This is a genomic window from Methylocystis sp. (assembly GCF_050251305.1).
Lineage (GTDB): Bacteria > Pseudomonadota > Alphaproteobacteria > Rhizobiales > Beijerinckiaceae > Methylocystis.
Window position 1 is genome coordinate 1 of the sequence record NZ_JBFWNB010000059.1, and the last position, 20,008, is coordinate 20,008.

Here is a 20,008-nt window from a genome sequence, read left to right on the forward strand (position 1 = left end):
CCCCATTTCATCACTGCGGATTCTGGCGTCGCGCGAATATCGATCGCAACAAAAGCGACGGACAGAGTTGTGAGAAGAAACCACAGCAGAATAACTCCATCGAGCATTGGCGGCTCTCCATCGGTTTGCAATCGCAGCATAGGCAATCGCGCATTCGGCAGCCATTTTCGACGGCCGCCGAAGCGTTGCAACGTCCCAGGCGTTGAGATGCTGGACCGTCCGCAGCGGCGCTCGACGCGCCTCGCGCGCCAGACGGCCGTCTGCTCGCTCTAACGGCGGGAATGCGTCGGGTCTGTTCGAAACAAAATGAAACACGAACGCCAAATTCTCGACACGCCTGCCCGGAAATTTCGATCAACTCGCTTTCTGGTTCAAGCAGTGAGAATAGAGCTGCATTGCTTAGTGACACGAGACTACGGTGGCAAAAGTTTTTCGCATCGCCAATCCGCTACAATTGCTAGCTCAAAAACGCAAAAAACTCGTAATATTCACGCATCACAAATGTGCATCGACGTGGCTAACGTCGATTGTTGCTGATATATGTCATAGAAATAACTTGAAATACATCACGATCCCGTGGGGACGTCGATGCCAGAAGTCAGGTTATACGATAGAAAGCGCGCTGCATTCGGGCAATGATATCGTGATCGCGTTGAACGCGGACTATTTCGCCATAAAAGATCACCTGTCCCGAAACATGCAATGCCTGCATGTCATCAGAAATCCCTTAAGCGTCATTGTCTCCGCATATTATTCCCACCTCCGCACCCATCCGATCGATGGATGGGACTGCCTGGTTGAGCAGCGGCGCGTGTTGAGCGAAGTGGACCAGGACATTGGCATGGCGTTGACGCTGGCGTTTCTGGAATCGAGTCACTTTCAACCCGATACGAACGGTCCTTTGTGCGATCTCAGCTCATGGGCGTATGACGATTCGCGGATCGCGACGCTGCGTATGGAGGACATAACCTCAAACACGGCTGATTTCTTCGCCATGCTGTCTCGAACAGAGGTTTTAAAAAATGCGCTGATGCCTGACTCCGGCACGTTTTCATTTGCTGCAATCACCGGCCGGCAGAAAGGCGTGATCGATCTCTCATCGCACTATCGTTGCGGAAGCAGCGATGAATGGCGAGACGCTTTGCCGAGAGGGGTGATTTCATATATGCTTCGCTACTACAAAGATCTTCTCCTGAAATTTTATCCAGATTCTTTTTCACGCCTCTCCTCTTAAAGAGAGGCCGGAGAGTTCGCGCTGGCTTAGCTTCCGCTCGCAAAAGATGCGGCGGAGCGTCGGCGCTGGGAGGGGTGCAATAGGTTACGTCGCCCGCAACAAAACGAAACAATCAGGCCGGAATCTCGACACAGCCGTAGGAAACCTTCGGCCTGGAACGCGCCGCGAGCGCGTGGCGCTCAGTCAATGAAATCTCCGGCCTTGAACGAAACCGCGCCAAGTGCGGCAGAGAGTCGAATGATCCTCGTCGTCGAGGACGACGAGGATATTCGATCGCTCGTCTCGAAATATCTCAGCGATCACGGCTTTGAGGTGATGCTTGCCCAAGACGGCAAAGAGATGGACGAAGTTCTCGCCAGCAAGCAGGTCGATCTCATCGTGCTCGACGTCAATCTTCCCAAGGAGGATGGATTTTCCATCTGCATGCGGTTGCGGGCGACGGGACGCGTCCCGGTAATCATGCTGACCGCGCGCGGCGAAGACACGGACCGCATACTCGGCATCGAGCTCGGCGCAGACGATTATCTGGTCAAACCCTTCGTCCCGCGCGAGTTGCTCGCGCGCATCGGGGCGGTCCTGCGGCGGACGACCCCCGACATCCCGCCGGAGCAGACGGTTGGCGCTTATAGCTTTTCCGGATTCCTCCTCGACCCTTCGGCGCGGCGCCTGTTGGGGCCGACCGGCGTACGGGTGATCCTGACAAGCGCGGAATTCGACCTGTTGCTGACGTTCTGCCGCAATCCCGGGAAAGTATTCTCGCGCGACGAACTGAAAGCGGCGTCAACGACCGAGCGAAGCGTGGACATCCTGATCAGCCGGCTTCGTCAAAAGATCGAGAACGACCCGCGAGACCCCGCATATATTCAGACCGTTCGCTCGATCGGCTACACGTTCACAGCGAAAGTCAGCATTCAGTGAAAGCGTCCGTGTTCCGAAATATCAATGTGCAGTTGGGACTTCTCCTCCTCCTGTGCGTCGGGCTGTTCCACGCAGCGGTGACCGCGATCCTCTTCCTCTCTGATCGTGCTCCCGGCTCCCCTCGAGACCCGGGCGCATCCTTCGTTGTGGCGATCCTGACGGCGTTGGACGACGTCTCGCCAGCCGAGAGGCCGATCATCGTCAAGGCGTTTAACGCGAACCTTCCAAGGTTGCGCATTGCGCTCCCGGAGTCGGGAGTCGAATCGCCTGACGGAGGACGTCCCGTTTATTTCCAGTCCCGCGTTCCCGCGGGAATCCAGATCCAATCCCATGATGGCGACAGACGATATAGCGGGGCGTTGCGCGATGGTCAGAAATTCGTCCTCGACGCTCCGCCCCGGCCTCCCGGATTTTCGCGTTTGACGATCATCACCGTCGGCTTCGTCGCGATCAGCCTGTTCATTTTTTCGCTATGGGCCGCGCAGTCGCTCACGCGTCCACTCACCAACTTCGCGAACGCCGCAGAATCTTTCGGTTTGGACAGCGTTCCGGCGCAGCTTGCGGAGACCGGTCCCGAAGAAGTCCGGAAGGCGACGCGGGCCTTCAACCGCATGCAGCGCCGCATCGCCGAGATGGCCTCTCAGCGAACGCGGATGTTGGCGTCCGTCAGCCATGATCTTCGAACGCCGATCACGCGGATGCGGCTTCGCGCCGAATATATCGAAAGCGGCGAAACGAAAACGAAACTGCTGCGCGACCTCGATCAGATGGAAGCGATGGTGCGCGGCTGTCTGGATTATCTGCGCGGCGGGGTTCAGCAGGACGTCGTGGCGCTGGATCTGGCGAGTCTGCTGCAGACGATTGTCGACCAGTTCGCCGATGCGGGCGCCGACGCGCGTTACGACGGAGTCGATCACGTCAACGTTCTGGGCAGTCCGGACGATTTGGAGCGCGCGTTTTCCAACCTGATCGACAATGCGGTGAAATACGGAGAAAGCCCCGAGGTCAGGCTGCTGGAGAGCGACGACGTGGCGGTTGTTGAGATCGTCGACAGGGGCCCCGGCATTCCCGAGGACAGAAGAGAATCGATGCTGGAGCCTTTCGAGCGAGGCGACGCAGGCGCGTCCTCCGGGGCAAGCGACGGATTCGGGCTTGGCTTGGCGATCGCGCGCACGATCGCGGAAGCCCATCGCGGACGCCTCACTTTGGAGGAGCGGGCCGGCGGCGGGCTGATCGCGCGCGTGTCGTTGCCGAAAGCGGCCTCGAAATAAAACGAAACAAATTGAGCAAATAAATGTCTCTAGCGAGTCCGATCTTGGGGCCCAAAGAGGGTCATCAGGATGTCGATACACCAATCAGGTTCGGACCGCGCCGCTCTATCGGGCAAAACTGTCGCAGTCGTGCATCCGGCATGGCATTCCTGCGGAACGCATCAGGTCATCGCCAGTCAGATTAGAGCCTATAAATATCTTGGCGCGCGGGTGCTTTCCATTGCGCTGATGGACGATGTCACGCCTGCGGTCGGCCGCGGCGGACGTTGGACGGATTACAGGTCGCACAGTCAAGACCTTGCCGCCGACGAGAGATATGAATCCTCCGCCACGATCGCGGACCTTTTCAAGACTTCGCTGCTGACGGACGGCTGGTTGCCGTTTCTTCATGGCGATCACGCCAATTGGCTGGTGGAGGTGATGAAGCGCGCGCCTCTGCCCGCCGGGCTCGATCTCGACTCCATCGACCTGATCCACGCCAACCATTTCTTCGTGACGCCGTTCGTCGAGAAAATGCGTGAGAGGCGCCGCATTCCCGTATTAATCGACACGCACGATATCCAGGCGCGGCAGTACGAGCTGCGCAATCGAACGGGATTCACCATCCCACCCTATGTCGGCTATGACAGTTTGCTGGCGGTCGAACTCGATTGGCTCAGGCGCGCCGACGTTTGCGTTCACTTGAATTCGGACGAGTATGCGACGTTCAGCCAGCTGCTGCCGCACTCGTTTCATGAACTGATCTATCCTTCGATCGCTCCCGTGCGCGCAGGCGCCAATGGCGACCAGGCCGTCTTTGTCGCGGGCAACAACGCCGCCAACTACATCAGCGCCCGATGGTTCCTGAAATATGTTGCGCCGCGCGCAACGGGAATGTCGATTTCGATTTATGGCGACATTGCGCAAGGCATGAAAAGCCGCGAGCGGCGGCTGTATGAAGAGCGCCGTCATCTTTTCCGCGGCAGGATAGACGACATAGAGTCCGCTTACGCTGACGCGTCCATGGTTCTCCTTCCGACAAAAGCAGGCCACGGCCTGTCGATCAAGACCGTGGAGGCTCTGTCGAGCGGGCTGCCGATCGTCGCGACGTCGAAGGCGTTCAGGGGCATGGGGATCGACCCGTCGCAGCTTCGCAATGTGTTCATCGCCGATGACGCCAGCGAATTCGGCGCCGCCATGGTCAAATGTCGCATCGCTGGACAAAGCGATCCAACGACGAGCGACACGCGCCTGCTGTACGAAACGCGATTTTCGCCCGACCGCTATGCGGCGCGGCTCGGCGACATCGCATGCAAGCTGATGGCGCGGATGCAAACGACGTGAAGAAAAGCGTCGCGCGCACGGCAAGAGCCCAGAATGTCTCACGGTAGCGCAGCGGCAAGCGTCGAGTCCTGTGGAAGGCGGGGCAATAGTTTCAAGGCTTCGCCGCACGCCCGGCGGAGAACTCGTTAGAGACGCACTGCCGGGCGCGTCGAAGCGAGGATAACAGCGGCTTTCCTATGGCCGCGACTGCGCGTGGCGGAGGTGGGCTTTGGCGGGCTCACCTCCGCATCCGAAGCTGTCGCCGATGAAATCGGCGTTGTGCCTGGAACGCGAGAAAACATTGAGCGGCGTCGCCGCAAGGGGATCAGCGCGACGGTCTTTGAACGGTCCCGCGCGGCCCCTCGACACGAATGCGAGATGCTTTCTGATTAGCGCTTATTTTCAATGCGTTCAGATACTGTTCGTCACCGAATGTTTTTGATCTGTTCCGCTCAATCGGTAGCTGCTCAGTGGCCCCTTCTTGCCCAGGTCGTTTGCGGCGGCGTCGCCTCACAAGCGCGAGTCCTGGTTCAAAAGGGCGACTGCGTGAGCGTGAAGCGACTGTGACACGTTTGACACATGACAAGTTTTTTTGCCGTGCGCGAACGCGCTTGGACTTGTCATATCGCAAGCGACTGTAAATGATCGCGCACCGGATTTGCCTGAGGAAGGGCGCATGCGCCTCCCATTTCTTCGCGCGCTGCTGCTTGTGCTCGCCATGGTCGCACAGACCGTGGCCGGCACGGCTGTCGTGGCGCGCGGCGCGTCGGGAGGCCCGCACGAGACGCTATCGACTTTATGTCAGCGTTCGCCGGCGGCCCAACCAACCGGAGCAGGGAATCAAGAGAAAACTCACCGTCATCATGGTTGTGAGCCATGCTGCCGGCACTCCGATCCGCCGGCTTTTTACAGTACTGATTGGACAGACCGCGCTCCGGCGTCGTTCAGCTATCTGCTGATCAGCGTCCCATTCGCAGAATTTCCCCCCTTAGCTGCGAGCGTCGATCGACGTCATCGCGCGCGCGCGCCGCCGAGCGCCTGACGCCGACAGGCTAATGCGCGCCGCATAGGCGCGTGATGCGCATCCTTTTGGCTCTGCGCGCAATTCGCCAAACACAGACGTCAACACGCGCCGACAATCTGTCCGGAACGCCGCGCCCAACTTGAGTTGGTCGCTGGCCGAGATGGCGCATCCGCGCGTCGGCATCGCCAGGAAGCTACTGTCATGATCCGTCGTTCTCGCCTCTTCGGAGGCGCCTCTCTCGCAGTGCTCAGCCTGTTCATCGCCTCGGTCGCCGAAGCGCAGCAGGCGCTCCCCACCATCAATATCGGCGGCGCGCGGGGTCCCGTGCGTCGAGGTCCAGCGGGTCAAGGCGCCGGCGGCGCGGGACGCGCCGCCACCGCCGCGCCTGCGCCTTCGGGGCAAGGATCCGGGGGCGGCGATCGTTACGTGGAGCCGAAGCCCGCGCCGTTCAGCCGCACATTGCCGGCGAACATTCCGGCCGTGGTCGAGAGCCGGACGCGTCAGGAGATATTCAAGACCACAAATATCGTGACCTCGGCAGACGCCTTCCGCTATCTGCCGTCGATCTGGGTGCGCGAACGCTATCCCGGCGATAGAAACGCCGCCGTTTCCGGACGTACGACGGGCACCATCGAAACCGCCAAGACGCTCGTCTACGCGGACAACGTGCTGCTTTCGAACCTACTCGGCAACAGCTTCAACTTCGCGCCGCGGTGGGGCATGGTTTCGCCCGCAGAAATTTCCCGCATCGATGTGATCTATGGGCCGTTCTCGGCGCTCTATCCGGGCAACGCCATCGGCGGCGTGTGGACGATGACCACGCGCATGCCGGACAATTTCGAAGTTCGCGCATACGGGACGGAATTGCTGCAGCCATACAATCTTTTTGCCCGCAAGGAGATGAATTTCGGCGGCCTCATGAACATCTTGGTGGGCGACCGCATCAATGACTTTAGATATTGGGTCGGGTACGAATATCTCGACAATCAGGGTCAGGCGCAGTTCTTCCCCACTTTCCCGAGCCCTACAATCAGACCGGGAGGCGGAGGCACGCCAGTTTTTGGCGGCGTTCTGGGTTTCAATCAAGAAGGCTTGCCGGGTCTTTACAGCGGCGCCACCGGCGCCGAGCATGTGCAAAGCCACATGGCGAAAGTCAAACTTTCTTATGACATTGCGCCGCTTGTGCGCGCCAAATACTCCGTCGGGCTCTGGAATTTGAACACGGACGCCTATGTTCAAACCTTCGTCTACGACAAGAACGGCGTGCCGATCTACAACAATCAAAACGGGCTTCTTAAGGTCGGAAATTTTGTGAGCCGTCCAGGCGGCATCAATCCCGCGCACGACGGCGCCACTCATCTGATGCAGGCGCTGGAGCTGAGAAGCGATACGGGTGGCGTATTCGACTTCGATCTCTCAATGACGTCGTACAATTTCCTGCGCGATTTCGACAACAGAGCCCAGTCTTATGGACTTCGTCCGAACAACAGTCTGAGTTCGCCCACCTATAACATCGATCCGCGCGGGCTGAACGCCGTCAATACCGGAACCTATTGGCGCACGGTCGACACGCGCTTCATTTGGCGTCCACAGGACGAATTTCTCAAGAGTCATGAAGTGTCGTTCGGCGCCCATGGCGACCAATACAGCCTTGCGACGACACAGACGAGCACCGTGTCCTGGCCAAGCAATTACCCGCTGTCGCTTCAGGCGGTCAATTACGGCAAGACCCAGACGGCGGCCATGTATATCCAGGATGTGTGGAAATTTATGCCGGATTGGAAGTTGATCCTGGGCGGGCGCGGCGAATTTTGGCGCGCCATCGACGGTTCAAACGCCACCGGCGGCTTGGGAGTCAACAATGCGACGTTGCCGATTACGCTCACCCCGCAAGGCGCCAGCGGCGTGATGTATCCCGATTCGCACAAGAGCGCCTTTTCGCCCAAGGCTGCGCTTGAATGGCAGGCGACTCCAGAACTCTATTTTCGTGGGTCGATGGGACGCGCCTATCGCTTCCCGACCGTCACCGAACTGTTCCAGGCGATCACCTCTGCGACAAACACCGTGGTCGTCAATAATCCAAACCTTCAAACGGAAATCTGCACCTGTTACGACTTGACGGCGCGATACCGGTGGGTTGACGCGTTTGACGGCTCGATCGGTCTTTTCATGCCGCGCATCAGCCTGTTCCTCGATGAACGCTGGAACGCCATCGTCAATCAGCGGATCACTGGTCCCTTCGGCGTAGGCGTGAGTTCGAATGCGAACATCGATAGGGCGCGGTTCCGGGGCATCGAAGCCGCCGCGGAGATGAAAGACATACTTACTCCGGGCCTCGACTTCTCCGGCGGCGTGACATTCACCGACTCGAAAATCCTATCGAATCTTTCATCCTTCGACTTCACCGGGAGTCCGTCGTTCCTCAACTTTGCGAATGGGGTCCCTGGCGTCTTCTTCGCGGGACGTCAGTATCCCCGCATACCGCGCATTCGCCTTCGCGGCGCGGCGACCTACAGTCCAACGCGCGACCTCTCCGTCTCGCTGGGCGTGCGCTATTCCTCCGCCGCCTATGTCAGTCTTGCCAACACCGACTGGAACCACAACACCTACGGCAATTCGGACAGCGAGATCCTCTTCTTTGACACGAAGGTGCGGTACAAGTTCGCGCCCAACTGGACGGCGTCCGTGGGCGTCAACAACATCGGCAACTGGAAAGCCTACACCAACCCGAACCCCTACCCGCAGCGCATGTTCTTTTTCGCGCTCAACTATGATTTGGGCGAACCCAAGGCGGCGGGCGTAACGGTCGATCGGGGCGCCTCCAGCGGCACAACCGCGTTCAGGTGATTGTCGCAAGATGGTTCCGAAACGCGGTGGACCATGATTCGCTTGGCGAGGCTGGCGTGAGTCTCGCCAAGCATCCCGTCGGCCCCGCGCGGAACACTCTCGACGCCAAGTCATCCAACTGCGCGCGCGCGGAAGGCGACGCCAACCGTGGCGGGATTCGACGGTGCCGACATGACCGCGCGGGTAGGGCAGCAGGCGGGTCGCTCCAAGCGGCGAGAACTTGGCGCATGCTCGGTCGCCCGGGCTCAAGGCCGGCGCGCTGCTTGAGCAACGACGCCTGTCGATACCCTTGATAAGCATGCCGGCAACCTGGGTGATCGTTTGCTCACCGGTTCTCGTCGCGCCATGCCGCGGACATTCTGAGTCCGACCAACCGGACATTCTGATCCGGGCGATCATTTGATCAACGAACGAATTGGCGGGAGAGACCGCCTGAGCCCCACTGCCGTTGTGCGCGGCGGCGGGTGAGCGGGCCCCCAGGCCTGCAGCCTTGTGGCAGAAATCTCCTGCACTTTGGCAAAATCCGTTGCTGCTAACGATCAGAGAGACGCCAAATTCAGAGTCATGAAATGCGCTGTCAGCGCAAACGTTCTGGAGGTTGAAATGAACGAACTGATTATTTGGGCGGGAGCCGCCATACTGGTCGTCGGTCTTCCGATCCTCCTTGCGCGCAATTCAAGAAAGGTCTGAACACGCTAATGCTCTGGCAGGCTGTTGGAAAAACCCAAACCGAATGGTCGACACCAGAACACAACAGGCGGAAACCGAGCCCCAATCGGATTCGCACTGCGACGGAATGGGCTTTTCAGCGGCCTGCCAGGGGCATTGAGTCGCCTAGCAGCCATGGAAAGCTGAGACGAAACTCATCCCCACTGAGCAAACTAAAAAGCGTTCATCTGCCGGCGCAAATCGCCGGTTTGCGAGAGAGGTTAGCGATCATGATGAATATATCGCATGAGCCGAGCACGCTTAGGAACTTCGCCCTTCGAGCCGCTGACTCCATCTACAGTTTGTGTTTCTACTCCGTCGCCGCTTTCAGCTTGGCGGTGATCCTGGCCGGGGTTGTTTCCGTCGCAGTCGCCAGCAACGTTGTAGAGGTTCCAGAATTCCATTCAAGGTAAGACGCGACGAATTCGAAGAAACAGCTGCGCTTAATGGTGCGGTGCTTGATCGGAAGGGGTGTGTCGTGATTGATCCAGCGCGATACAAGTTTGCGTTCCATGATTCGAAGCTGGCTTCCTTGCTGTTTGTTGCAGTGTTCACGGCAGCAAACAGCTCGTTTGGCTTCGTGTGCGCTGAGCCGAATCCCTTCAGCGCAATCGACGGCCGAGCGGATGCGGCTTCCGATTTGTCCTACCCGACGGAAGCCAGACGATTTCGGTCGACCATTCTTGCTCTCGACTCATCTGTCAGTGATCGTTCCGCGCGAGGGGCTTGCGAGTTGGCAAAGAAGCAAGCCTGTGAAGAACTCGTACAAGACAATATCCTTTGGCGGATCGACGATCCTGAGAATTCCGCCTCGAGACACTGGCAGCAAAAGAACCTCGACGACCTGTGCGCATGCACGAGCGATCCTTACGAGACGGTCAATTGCTTCCAGATTCAGGTCAACAATAGCCGCAAGTCTTGGCAGGAAGCGATTGCGACGTGTCGCGCCAAACCTTGAGCAAAAAGACAATCGTGTCCACGGAGCGGTTGAGATTGACGCTGGACGGTGAGCTGAAGCAATGATCCCGACGCAGGAGCCGTTATAAAAAGGACAAGGGCGGAGCCTCTGTCGTGAAAAAGGTCGTGGGATATTTGAGCCACAGCGTTCCTGGCGTTCGTCTAAATGGAGCGGGACATCTATAATTGGGAAAAGATCTAGGCTTTTGGAGTTCGTTTTCGCAGCGGAGCGCGCAATTTGCCCGTGATCATAGATCGCAGCGTAGCCTTGAAAATAAACGCCAGTGGAATATGGCCGGCGAGAAACATCACAATTCCAATCATCGCGAAAAAATGCGCCTCGCGCGCAGTGTCATAGCCGCCAAAAAAATTCGTGAGCGTCTGAAACTGGACCGGTTTCCAGATTGCGAGACCGGACACAACAACAATGATGAGCATTACGGCTACATAAATGTAGAGCGCACGTTGAATCGGACTGTAGACGCCCGGGGTATGAGCAGCCAATGCTGCTAATTCTGATTTCAAATCGCGATAGGCGGCGATGGGTGGGAGCGAGAGAGGGTTTCGCCAAAAGTGCCCCGTCAAGAGCCCGAAAATTAAATACCCTATGATATTCGCGACGAGCAACCACATCACAGCGAAATGCCAAGCAAGCGCGCCCGCAAGCCATCCGCCGATCGTAAGTTCGGAAGGAAAGGTGAAACCGAAAATCGGCGATGCGTTATAGATCTTCCATCCGCTGCCGATCATCGCAAAAACCGCGAATGCATTGATCCAGTGAACGATGCGCACCCAGAGCGGGTGTACGATCTTGTCATCGTTACGAATGCCGGACATTTGACGCAATTTTCCACAACGGCGCCGGAACGAGACGTTGCACCTTAAAAATCTTTCGGAATGATCGTCGTAAAGAAGCTCTCAATTTCTCCGCTCTGCGGGTCAACGATCGCCCATTTAAAAATGTCGTAAACGCGCTCATCGCCGGGAAACGTGACGTCTCGAAGCGCGCCGCGCTTATCTGGCCGCTGAACGACAATTTCATCGAGACTTCGGAAGATCGGCGCGATTTTCGGCCCCCATAAGGTCTCGTGATCCATATCAATTATATTGTCGCGACCCATACTGAAAGGAACCAAAAACGTGCGAATGAATTCATCGTTGCAATAGATATATCGTCCACTATGCGCTGAGCGTGCAAACTCCGGTAACGGACGGGGCAACGTGTTCAAATTTAGAAGAGCGAGAGCCCCTTCGTTGGCGCGGTACATGTTAGTTACGTCGTATTGCACGCCTAAGAAATAAACGACCTTACCATCGCTATCAAAAAGCGGTTTTACAACAAGCCTATTCAAGAATAAGGTTCCATTCTTGCGATAATTGCGCAATGTCACTTCAACCGATTGGCATGCCTTTAACCCTTCACGAAGCCTGTCAAGCTCTGGCTGATCGCGATCCAATCCTTGAAGAAAGCGGCAGTTTCGTCCGACGATTTCATCTTGAGTATAGCCAGATATGTCTTCAAAAGCTTTATTGGCATAGACAATTGGATTGTCCTCGATGTCGGGATCAGTCAGGGTGACTCCATTCACGCATGAATCAAGTATCTGAGTGAGCACCCTCGGGATTAAGCCGCCGTCTTTCTGCACAATAAACATGCTTCTTCTCCGGTTAAGACAAGGAAGAGCGCTTTGCGCCCGACTCGGTCTCATGCTGCTCCAGTAGCGATGCGATGTTTTGAATAGTTGCTTGAGCGCCTTCCTTCAACGCTCGCTCTATCAGCTTGCGAAAAGGTCTCATCGCAAAATCTATTTCCTGAAATTCAAATTGAAAGAAGATCGTTGTTTCATTTGAATTTTTCTTGCTGAATTTGTACACGCCTCTAAAATGGTCCGATATCCCCGAGATTTCAAAGGCGCTTGGCGGATCGAGTTTGGATACCTCAAATGTAGATGTCGTTTGAACGCCATTCTCGAGAGTTGTTTGGCGGGCTCTGGCCCCGATGTGAACGACGTCACTGTCAAGCGGAATGACCTCGACGACTTGAGGACACCATCGGGGATAGTTTTCAAAGAAATTTTCTGCGACAAAATCGAACACACGCTCGATAGAGACGCTGATGTCATGCGCGGCATGGCCTGACACCGATTTCGGCATTCCCAGATCAAACATTTCGGCTCCTGTAATGCCGAGCGCCGTTACCGGCGAATTTGGTTGGAGTTGGACCATTTAAAACAGCGAAACTCGCCAATTGCGGAGCAAAAGCTGCCGACGCTACAAGCAAGCGCCACGAGCCAGTTCGCACAGCCTTCAAGCGCCATCGCGAGAAACATCGCGGTGTCGGGCTCGAACTAGGTTAGACGATATCGACGGAGGATTTGGCCCGCGAGCCAGCGCGTATATTCGGCTGTGTTTTGAGGAATACGGCGCCCGTTCGATATTGGGAACAGAGAAAGAACACGCGCCATGCTTGGTCAAGCCGGAGTGCAAAAATGGGCTTGTTTCAGTGGCCATTTCAGTGGCCACGGACGCGTTCAATTTTCTTAAGTGACTGATTTTGCTGGTCGGAGTGAGAGGATTCGAACCTCCGACCCCCTCGTCCCGAACGAGGTGCGCTACCAGGCTGCGCTACACTCCGATTGAAATGGCCAAAAGCCGCTTTCGGGGCGTTTTATATCGATAGCCGGATTGCGCCGCAACTGGTTTCAAGCGCGTCAGGCGCGGCGCCGCTCGAGCGTGACATAGGCGAAGTCCGCCTCGTCTTTCGGTCCGCGGGCCGGCGCTTCGCGCGCAATTTCCCGCCAATCTTGCGGATCGAGCGCCGGAAAATGCGCGTCGCCGACGATATCGACGGCGACCTCGGTCAGTTCGATGACGTCGGTGAGATCGAGAAAGAGGCGATAGATGTCCTCGCCGCCCGCGATGATGATTTCGTCCGCGCCGAGCAGATCGGCCAGTCGACGCGCCGTCGCCAGGGCCTCGGGCGGATTGGCCGCGACATGCGCGCCCTCGGCGCTGAAATGCGGGTCGCGGGTGAGCACGACGCTTTCGCGCCCCGGCAGCGGCCGCCCGATCGATTCGAAGGTGCGGCGTCCCATGATCATCGGCTTGCCCCAGGTGCGCGCCTTATAGCGCTTGAGGTCGCTCGAGAGCCGCCAGGGGAGGCCATTGGCGACGCCGATGACGCCGTTGCGTCCGCGCGCCACGACGGCGACGATCTTCGGCGCCATCGCGGCTAGACCGCGATCGGCGCGGCGATCGCCGGCCAGGAATCGTAATTTTCGACGCGCACGTCTTCGTAGCGGAAGTCGAACAGCGCGCGCACGTCGCGATTGAGCTCCAGCCGAGGCAGGGGCTTCGGCTCCCGCGAGAGCTGAAGGCGCGCCTGCTCGACATGATTGAGATAGAGATGGACGTCGCCGAAGCTATGGACGAAGTCGCCCGGCGCGCAGCCCGTGACCTGCGCCACCATATGCGTCAGCAGGGCGTAGCTCGCGATATTGAAGGGCACGCCGAGAAACACGTCGGCCGAGCGTTGGTAGAGCTGGCAGGAGAGGCGCTTTTCGCCGTCGACGTCCGCGACATGAAACTGGAACAGGCAGTGGCAGGGGGGCAGGGCCATCTTGTCGACCTCCGCCGGATTCCAGGCCGAGACGAGGAGCCGCCGCGAAAACGGATTGCGCTTGATCTCGTCGACGACATTCGCGAGCTGATCGATCTCTCCGCCCGCCGCCGGCCACCGGCGCCACTGCGCCCCGTAGACGGGTCCGAGTTCGCCGTCCTCGTCGGCCCATTCGTCCCAGATCGTGACGCCGTTCTCACGCAGATATCTGACGTTGGTCTCGCCTCTCAGGAACCACAGCAGCTCGTGGATCACCGATTTGAGATGCACGCGCTTGGTGGTCACCAGCGGGAACCCTTGCGAAAGGTCGAAGCGCATCTGGTGGCCGAAAAGCGACTGCGTTCCGGTGCCGGTGCGATCGTCCTTGCGCACGCCCTCGCGCAGGACCTTATCCAAGAGGTCGAGATATTGACGCATGTCGCTGGATCGAATTGCGCTGGGGAAGAAGAATTCGCGACCACTCCATACTCCTTGCCCGGCGTATGAAGCAAAGGGCGACCGCAGGGTTTGGGTCGCGGGGCGACCGATTGCGCCGGCCAAGCCTTTGCGCGGGCGCTCCGGGGTTCCTATATATGCGGCTCGAGCGTCGTTCCCCTAATCTTGAGGACAGGAAAATGTCGCGTTTCTTCATGCTTAAGCGTGGGTCGCTGATTTCTCTTGCGCTCGCGCTGCTGCTGGCGCTCGCGCCGGCCATCGCCGAAGCGCGCATGGGCCGCGGCGGCAGTTTTGGCAGCCGCGGCTTTCGCACGTGGTCCGCGCCGCCTTCGACCCGCACCATGCCGGGAACGGCGTCGCCCTTCGATCGCAGCGCCGCGCCGCGGCCGGCGCCCGGCATGGCGAGCCCGATGGGGCAGCCTCGCGGGGCTTTTGGCGGCTCATTCGGCCGTGGTCTTATGGGCGGTCTCGCCGGCGGCCTGCTCGGCGCCGGTTTGATCGGCCTCCTGACCGGTCACGGTCTGTTTGGCGGCATGATGGGCTTCGCTTCGGTGATCGGCCTGCTCCTGCAGATCGCCCTGCTGGTCTTCCTGGCGCGGCTCGCCTTCAACTGGTTCGCCCGCCGCAACGCCAACGTCATGGCCGGGGCCGGCCATCGTCCAAGCCCCGGGTTTACCTCGCCCTTTATGGGACGCGCGCCATTCGGCGCGGCGGGCTTCGGCTCGGGCGCCGCGCCGGAAGCGGCGATGGCGCAGCCGATCAGGCTCGCGGCTGAGGACTTCAACGCCTTCGAGCGGTTGCTCGGCGAAACTCAGGCCGCCTACAGCCGCGAGGACATTGGCGCGCTGCGCGCCATGTCGACGGCGGAAATGGCGTCCTATTTCGACGACGAGCTGGAGGAGAACCGGCGCAAAGGCGTGGCCAACCGCGTCTCCGACGTCAAGCTGCTGCAAGGCGACCTGTCGGAGGCGTGGCGCGAAGGCGTCGACGAATACGCCACCGTCGCGATGCGTTTCGCGCTCAACGACGAGATTCTCGATCGCGCCACCGGCAAGCCGGCGCCCGGCTCGCCTGGCGCAATGGAGACGACCGAGGCCTGGACGTTCCATCGGCCGTCCGGCGCCGGCGCGCGGGACTGGAAGCTGTCGGCGATCCAACAGGCGGCGTAAGGTCCGCCTTCGCAGCGATCTTTGGCCCCTCCCCACAAGGGAGGGGTTTTTCGTTGGCGCCGCGAACCTCGGCGCCTTGACCCGGCGGTCGACCTCCGCAATGTGCGACGCGCTGTAGACAATGAACTCACGAAGCGCGCCTCTCCCATGACGAATGAGCGTTCAGCGCTGCCGATCGACGACGCGCTGCCGGCGATCCGGTCGGCGCTTTCGGCGTCATGCAATCTCGTCGTCGTCGCGCCGCCCGGCGCCGGCAAGACGACGCGCGTTCCGCTGGCGCTGCTCGACGCCGGTTGGGCCAAGGGCCGCAAGCTCATTCTGCTGGAGCCGCGGCGTCTTGCGGCGCGCGCGGCGGCCAACCGCATGGCCGCGACGCTCGGCGAGACCGTCGGCGAAACGATCGGCCTGCGCATGCGCCTCGAGTCGAAAGTTTCGGCGCGAACGCGCGTCGAAGTCGTCACCGAAGGCGTCTTCGCGCGGATGATCCTCGACGATCCGGCGCTCGAGGACGTCGCCGGCGTGCTGTTCGACGAATATCACGAGCGCTCGCTCGACGCGGATCTCGGCCTGGCGTTGGCGCTCGACGCGCAGGCGGGGCTGCGCGAGGAGCTTCGGCTCATCGCCATGTCTGCGACTCTCGACGGCGCGCGCGTCGCCACACTGATGGGCGCCCAAACGGTTGAAAGCGAGGGGCGCGCATTCGCCGTCGAGACCCGCTATCTCGGACGCGACGCCAATGCGCGCGTCGAAGACGCGATGACGCGCGCGATCCTCCGGGCGCTGCGCGAAGAGCGGGGCTCGATCCTCGCCTTTCTGCCGGGGCAGGGCGAGATCGCGCGCGTCGCCGCGCGCCTTGCCGAGTCCGCCCTGCCGGACGACGTTGACGTCGCGCCGCTCTATGGCGCGCTCGACCGCGGCGAACAGGACCGGGCCATCGCGCCGGCGCGGGCCGGCCGCCGAAAGATCGTGCTCGCCACATCGATCGCCGAAACCTCGCTCACCATCGAAGGCGTGCGCGTCGTCGTCGACAGTGGTCTGGCGCGGGCGCCGCGCTTCGAACCGGATCTCGGTTTGTCGCGGCTCGAAACGGTGCGCGCCGCGCGCGCCAGCGTCGATCAGCGTCGCGGCCGCGCCGGCCGCACGGAGCCCGGCGTCTGTTATCGCCTGTGGGACGAGCCGCAGACGGCGGCGCTCCCGGCCTTCGCCGCGCCGGAAATCCTCGACGCCGATCTCTCGGGCCTTGCGCTCGATCTCGCCGCCTGGGGGGTGAGCGATCCGGGGCGTCTCAGATGGCTCGATCCGCCGCCGGCGCCCGCCTGGAAGGAGGCCGTCGCCCTCGACCGCGCGCTCGGCGCGCTGGACGAAGACGGCCGGCTGACGGACAGGGGACGCGCCATGCGCGCCCTGCCGCTCGCGCCGCGTCTGGCGCGGATGACGGTCGACGCCGTGCGCCATGGCGAGGCCAAGCGCGCCGCTGAACTCGCGATGCTGCTCTCCGAGCGCGGCCTCGGCGGGTCCGACGCCGACCTTTCGCATCGGCTCGAGCGCCTGCACGGCGAGAATTCGAAGCGCGCGCGCGACGCGCTGCGGCTCGCTGCGCAATGGGCGAGGCTGGCGGGTCGCGCAACGCCCTCGTCTCAGCCCTCGACAGGGAAAGGGCGTCTTTCCGACGGCGCGCTGCTCGCGCTTGCCTATCCCGAGCGGATGGCGAAATCGCGCAGCGGGCGCGGCGAGTTTCTGATGGCGAACGGCCGCGCCGCGACATTGCCGATCGAAGATCCGCTGTCGCGCGCGCCCTTTCTCGTCGTGGCGGAAACGGCGGGCCGCGCGGCGCAGGCGCGCATTCTCGCCGCCTGCGCGCTCGCCGCCGAGGAAGTCGAGCGGATCGCCGCCGACCGCATCGAGACGCGCGACGAAACAAGCTTCGACGCGACGAGCGCCAGCCTGCGGCGCCGCGCGTTCCGGCGCCTCGGCGCGATACGTCTGTCCGAGCGCAATCTGGGGGTCGAGACCGGCGCGGAACATGCGCGGATGCTCGCGCGCGGCGTCGCGGGCCTCGGCGTGGCCCGCCTGCCGTGGACGAAGGCGCAGATGCAACGGCGCGACCGCGTCGATTTTCTGCGCCGCGCCGAGGGCGACGAATGGCCGGATTTGTCGGACGCCGCTTTGGCGGCAGGCGCCGAAGACTGGCTCGCGCCATTCATCGTCGAGCGCGCATCGCTCGCGGACATTGCGGCCGACGATCTCGAGGCGGCGCTCGCCGGGCTTCTTCCCTATGATCTGTCGCGCAGGCTCGACGCGGAAGCGCCTGCCTATTTCGAGACGCCCGCCGGTGCGCGACATGCGCTCGACTATTCGACCGAGAACGGGCCGATCCTCGCGGTGCGCGTCCAGGAGCTTTACGGGCTCTCAACACACCCGACGCTTGCGCGCGGTCGCGCGCCCTTGACGCTGGAACTGTTGTCTCCGGCGCATCGTCCGATCCAGACCACCCGCGATCTCCCGAGCTTCTGGAAAGGCTCCTGGAACGAGGTGAAAAAGGAGATGAGAGGGCGCTACCCGCGCCATCTCTGGCCGGACGATCCTGCGACGGCGCAGCCGACGACGCGCGCCAAGCCGCGGGGCGCGTGAACGACGCGGCGAGACGACGCGCGATGTCAAGTCAGCCGCGCCTCTCGATCATGGCGCGCTGCTCGCGGTCGTCGCTGGCGCTTCGGCGCGCGGCAGCCGTTCGATCGTGATGGTCGCCGTGCCTGTGTTGTTCTTATAGAAAATCTGGTCGCGTCCCGGCCAGGCGATGTGCGCCGCGTCGTTCACGAAAAGGAAGAGTTCGCCCGTGTCGCGCGCGATGAACTCGGACATGAAGGTCGTGCGCGGAAACGGAGAGCTGCAGCTGCGCCCGTCGAGCTCGAAGGTGTCGCGGGTCCAGGCGCGCGTCGCCGCGTCGAGTTCGTCGGACGGCAGCGGATCTGCGACCGACAACGCCATCCCTGCGCTGCAGGAGGCGGCGTTCGGCGCCGATTTGCAGAATTCCGCGTGCTCCGGCGTTTCATCGTAACGGATCGGCAGGCGGGTGCAGCGCCGGCCGCGCGAGGGCAGGGCGCCGCCGCCGTCGCTCGGAATGAGCGGCCATTCGACCTCGCCGCGCGAGCCGATGCGCGCGATCGGATGGAACCACGCCGCTGACGGCCAGCGGCGCAGAACGGTCGCCGCCGACAGAGCGAACCCGGCGCTGTCGAAGCCGTAAGGGTCCGTCAGGATCAACTGATCGAGCCACGGTTGATGGCCGTTTCTTGGATCGACATTGATCGTGAGACGATAGGGCGCGCCGCGCTCCACCAGCCAGCCGCTGGCCCAGCATGGATCGCTGGTGTGAAACTCTTTAGGAGCGGCGCGCGCGCCAAGCCACTGAGCGTCGTTCGAAGCTTCGCAGACGGAGCCCTTCCCGACGAGGAAGTTGAAGCCTGCGCGATTCGCCACAATGAGGACAGGCGCCACGAGGAAGGCGAGCGCGTAGACGACCGGCAAGATCGGACGCGTCACCGCGACCAGTTCGCGCCGCACAGGGCTGTTGCGCAACCAGCGGACCAGACGCGCGAGCGGCCCCGGCTCCACGCCGGCGACCTTCCTGGATTGCTCTCCGGCGACATTCCATGCGCGCCGGGCGTGATACTGGATGCTGTCCTGATATTTGTCGTTGAGCGCGTTCAGGCCGAAATAAATGAGGATGAGCGCGATGACGAACAGCGGGTGCTCCAGCGCGGCCTGCACATGCGCGGTCAGCCAGGCGGGCGTGATCGAGAGAATTGCGTCTCCCACGCCTCCAAAGACGTTCGAGAGCGCGTCCAGAATGGATTGAAGCCACGGCAGGAACTTGAGGGAGCCGCCGAAGTCCGGAATCAGGCCGCCTATCCAATCGATGAGTTCATCGGCGATCGGCAGCAGCAGCACGACCAGGAAAAGACCGAAGAAAAAGAAATAGAGGATGCGTTTCAGCCAGACGAAATCGCGTGCGATCTCCATTTCCGCATATTTGGGATCGTCAAGGGCGTTGAGCGCGGCTTTGGCATACTCTATTCGCTCTTTCAGTCCTGCGCGCAGGAATGCTGGCACGGCGGCCTCATCGGCGGGCGTGACGGGTTGATAGCCCGGACCGGCTTTCGGCTTGGCCGCGGACCCGTCGGGCATCTCCACTTCCGCTTCGTCTTCTTCGACTTTTGCGGCGCCGAGCGCGATCGGCGCGTAATCTTCATGTCCCTTGACGAGGCGTTCGACGACGGAATGATGAATGGTGGGTTGGAAATAGGGGTTGCCCTCGGCGTCCGTCTTCGAAACCGCGCGCGGGTCGTATCGATAAAGGATCGCGAGACCGGAGCGCGAGTCGTGAAGAGGCCCGAAAGGGGTGGCGATCCTGCAGAATTCCTCTAAAGCGCCGTCTCGAAAAACGAGCTCTGTCGCAGGGTCTTGACCCGCCGATTTTGCGACCTCTCCAAGCATCCATAGAAGCGGAACATGCGCGGAGGA

At 60.9% G+C, this 20,008-nt stretch carries 14 protein-coding genes and 1 tRNA gene; 8 read left to right on the top strand and 7 right to left on the bottom strand.

The genetic code is table 11. The features are described from left to right. The first annotated feature begins 556 nt into the window (after positions 1-556). From AB7F41_RS15175 to AB7F41_RS15200, 6 genes are all read left to right on the top strand, one after another. A complete protein-coding gene (locus AB7F41_RS15175) occupies positions 557-1,234 on the top strand; it encodes a hypothetical protein (protein ID WP_428385529.1) in 678 nt (225 codons plus the stop codon). 237 nt (positions 1,235-1,471) lie between these two features. Beyond that, positions 1,472-2,152, top strand: a complete 681-nt coding sequence (locus AB7F41_RS15180; RefSeq protein ID WP_428385531.1) for a response regulator — start codon at positions 1,472-1,474, stop codon at positions 2,150-2,152. A gap of 419 nt (positions 2,153-2,571) precedes the next feature. Further along, positions 2,572-3,423: an ATP-binding protein gene (locus AB7F41_RS15185; RefSeq protein ID WP_428385533.1), complete on the top strand. Its 852-nt coding sequence runs from the start codon at positions 2,572-2,574 to the stop codon at positions 3,421-3,423. A gap of 69 nt (positions 3,424-3,492) precedes the next feature. Then, a complete protein-coding gene (locus AB7F41_RS15190; RefSeq protein ID WP_428385535.1) occupies positions 3,493-4,746 on the top strand; it encodes a glycosyltransferase in 1,254 nt (417 codons plus the stop codon). 1,204 nt (positions 4,747-5,950) lie between these two features. Continuing rightward, positions 5,951-8,596 carry a TonB-dependent receptor gene (locus AB7F41_RS15195; RefSeq protein ID WP_428406663.1) on the top strand — a complete coding sequence of 882 codons (2,646 nt, stop codon included), beginning with the start codon at positions 5,951-5,953 and terminating at the stop codon, positions 8,594-8,596. A 1,186-nt stretch (positions 8,597-9,782) separates the two neighbouring features. After that, positions 9,783-10,262: a hypothetical protein gene (locus AB7F41_RS15200; RefSeq protein WP_428381728.1), complete on the top strand. Its 480-nt coding sequence runs from the start codon at positions 9,783-9,785 to the stop codon at positions 10,260-10,262. Positions 10,263-10,459: 197 nt separating this feature from the next. Here the strand turns inward: AB7F41_RS15200 and AB7F41_RS15205 are convergent, their stop codons facing one another. The 6 genes from AB7F41_RS15205 to AB7F41_RS15230 all read right to left on the bottom strand — a co-directional run bounded on the left by AB7F41_RS15205 (position 10,460) and on the right by AB7F41_RS15230 (position 14,297). Further along, positions 10,460-11,098, bottom strand: coding sequence for a cytochrome b/b6 domain-containing protein (locus AB7F41_RS15205; RefSeq protein ID WP_428381730.1), 639 nt, complete (start codon positions 11,096-11,098; stop codon positions 10,460-10,462). A 44-nt stretch (positions 11,099-11,142) separates the two neighbouring features. Continuing rightward, positions 11,143-11,916: a PAS domain-containing protein gene (locus tag AB7F41_RS15210; protein ID WP_428381732.1), complete on the bottom strand. Its 774-nt coding sequence runs from the start codon at positions 11,914-11,916 to the stop codon at positions 11,143-11,145. Between the two features lie 13 nt (positions 11,917-11,929). Beyond that, entirely contained in the window at positions 11,930-12,430 is a 501-nt protein-coding gene (locus AB7F41_RS15215) for an SRPBCC family protein (protein WP_428381734.1), read from the bottom strand. Positions 12,431-12,819: 389 nt separating this feature from the next. Further along, positions 12,820-12,896, bottom strand: a tRNA-Pro gene (locus AB7F41_RS15220). A 76-nt stretch (positions 12,897-12,972) separates the two neighbouring features. Continuing rightward, positions 12,973-13,488 (bottom strand): dihydrofolate reductase, encoded by a 516-nt coding sequence (locus tag AB7F41_RS15225; RefSeq protein ID WP_428381736.1) that lies wholly within the window; start codon positions 13,486-13,488, stop codon positions 12,973-12,975. A 5-nt stretch (positions 13,489-13,493) separates the two neighbouring features. Beyond that, complete coding sequence (locus AB7F41_RS15230) at positions 13,494-14,297, bottom strand: thymidylate synthase (RefSeq protein ID WP_428381737.1); 804 nt, start codon at positions 14,295-14,297, stop codon at positions 13,494-13,496. A 197-nt stretch (positions 14,298-14,494) separates the two neighbouring features. Here AB7F41_RS15230 and AB7F41_RS15235 point away from each other — a divergent pair, with 197 nt between their 5' ends. Both AB7F41_RS15235 and hrpB read left to right on the top strand, forming a co-directional pair. Beyond that, a complete protein-coding gene (locus tag AB7F41_RS15235) occupies positions 14,495-15,484 on the top strand; it encodes a TIM44-like domain-containing protein (RefSeq protein WP_428381739.1) in 990 nt (329 codons plus the stop codon). 147 nt (positions 15,485-15,631) lie between these two features. After that, on the top strand, positions 15,632-18,115 hold the full coding sequence (gene hrpB, locus AB7F41_RS15240; RefSeq protein WP_428381741.1) for an ATP-dependent helicase HrpB: 2,484 nt from the start codon (positions 15,632-15,634) through the stop codon (positions 18,113-18,115). A 48-nt stretch (positions 18,116-18,163) separates the two neighbouring features. Here hrpB and AB7F41_RS15245 read toward each other — a convergent pair. Next, a partial coding sequence (locus tag AB7F41_RS15245; protein ID WP_428406664.1) for a hypothetical protein occupies positions 18,164-20,008 on the bottom strand: 1,845 nt, incomplete at its 5' end.

Coding starts and splice junctions, on each gene's coding strand:
- AB7F41_RS15225 (WP_428381736.1), bottom strand. CDS start 13,488: ATGGCGCCGAAGATCGTCGCCGTCGTGGCGCGCGGACGCAACGGCGTC.
- AB7F41_RS15195 (WP_428406663.1), top strand. CDS start 5,951: ATGATCCGTCGTTCTCGCCTCTTCGGAGGCGCCTCTCTCGCAGTGCTC.
- AB7F41_RS15230 (WP_428381737.1), bottom strand. CDS start 14,297: ATGCGTCAATATCTCGACCTCTTGGATAAGGTCCTGCGCGAGGGCGTG.
- AB7F41_RS15210 (WP_428381732.1), bottom strand. CDS start 11,916: ATGTTTATTGTGCAGAAAGACGGCGGCTTAATCCCGAGGGTGCTCACT.
- AB7F41_RS15235 (WP_428381739.1), top strand. CDS start 14,495: ATGTCGCGTTTCTTCATGCTTAAGCGTGGGTCGCTGATTTCTCTTGCG.
- AB7F41_RS15190 (WP_428385535.1), top strand. CDS start 3,493: ATGTCGATACACCAATCAGGTTCGGACCGCGCCGCTCTATCGGGCAAA.
- hrpB (WP_428381741.1), top strand. CDS start 15,632: ATGACGAATGAGCGTTCAGCGCTGCCGATCGACGACGCGCTGCCGGCG.
- AB7F41_RS15205 (WP_428381730.1), bottom strand. CDS start 11,098: ATGTCCGGCATTCGTAACGATGACAAGATCGTACACCCGCTCTGGGTG.
- AB7F41_RS15215 (WP_428381734.1), bottom strand. CDS start 12,430: ATGTTTGATCTGGGAATGCCGAAATCGGTGTCAGGCCATGCCGCGCAT.
- AB7F41_RS15180 (WP_428385531.1), top strand. CDS start 1,472: ATGATCCTCGTCGTCGAGGACGACGAGGATATTCGATCGCTCGTCTCG.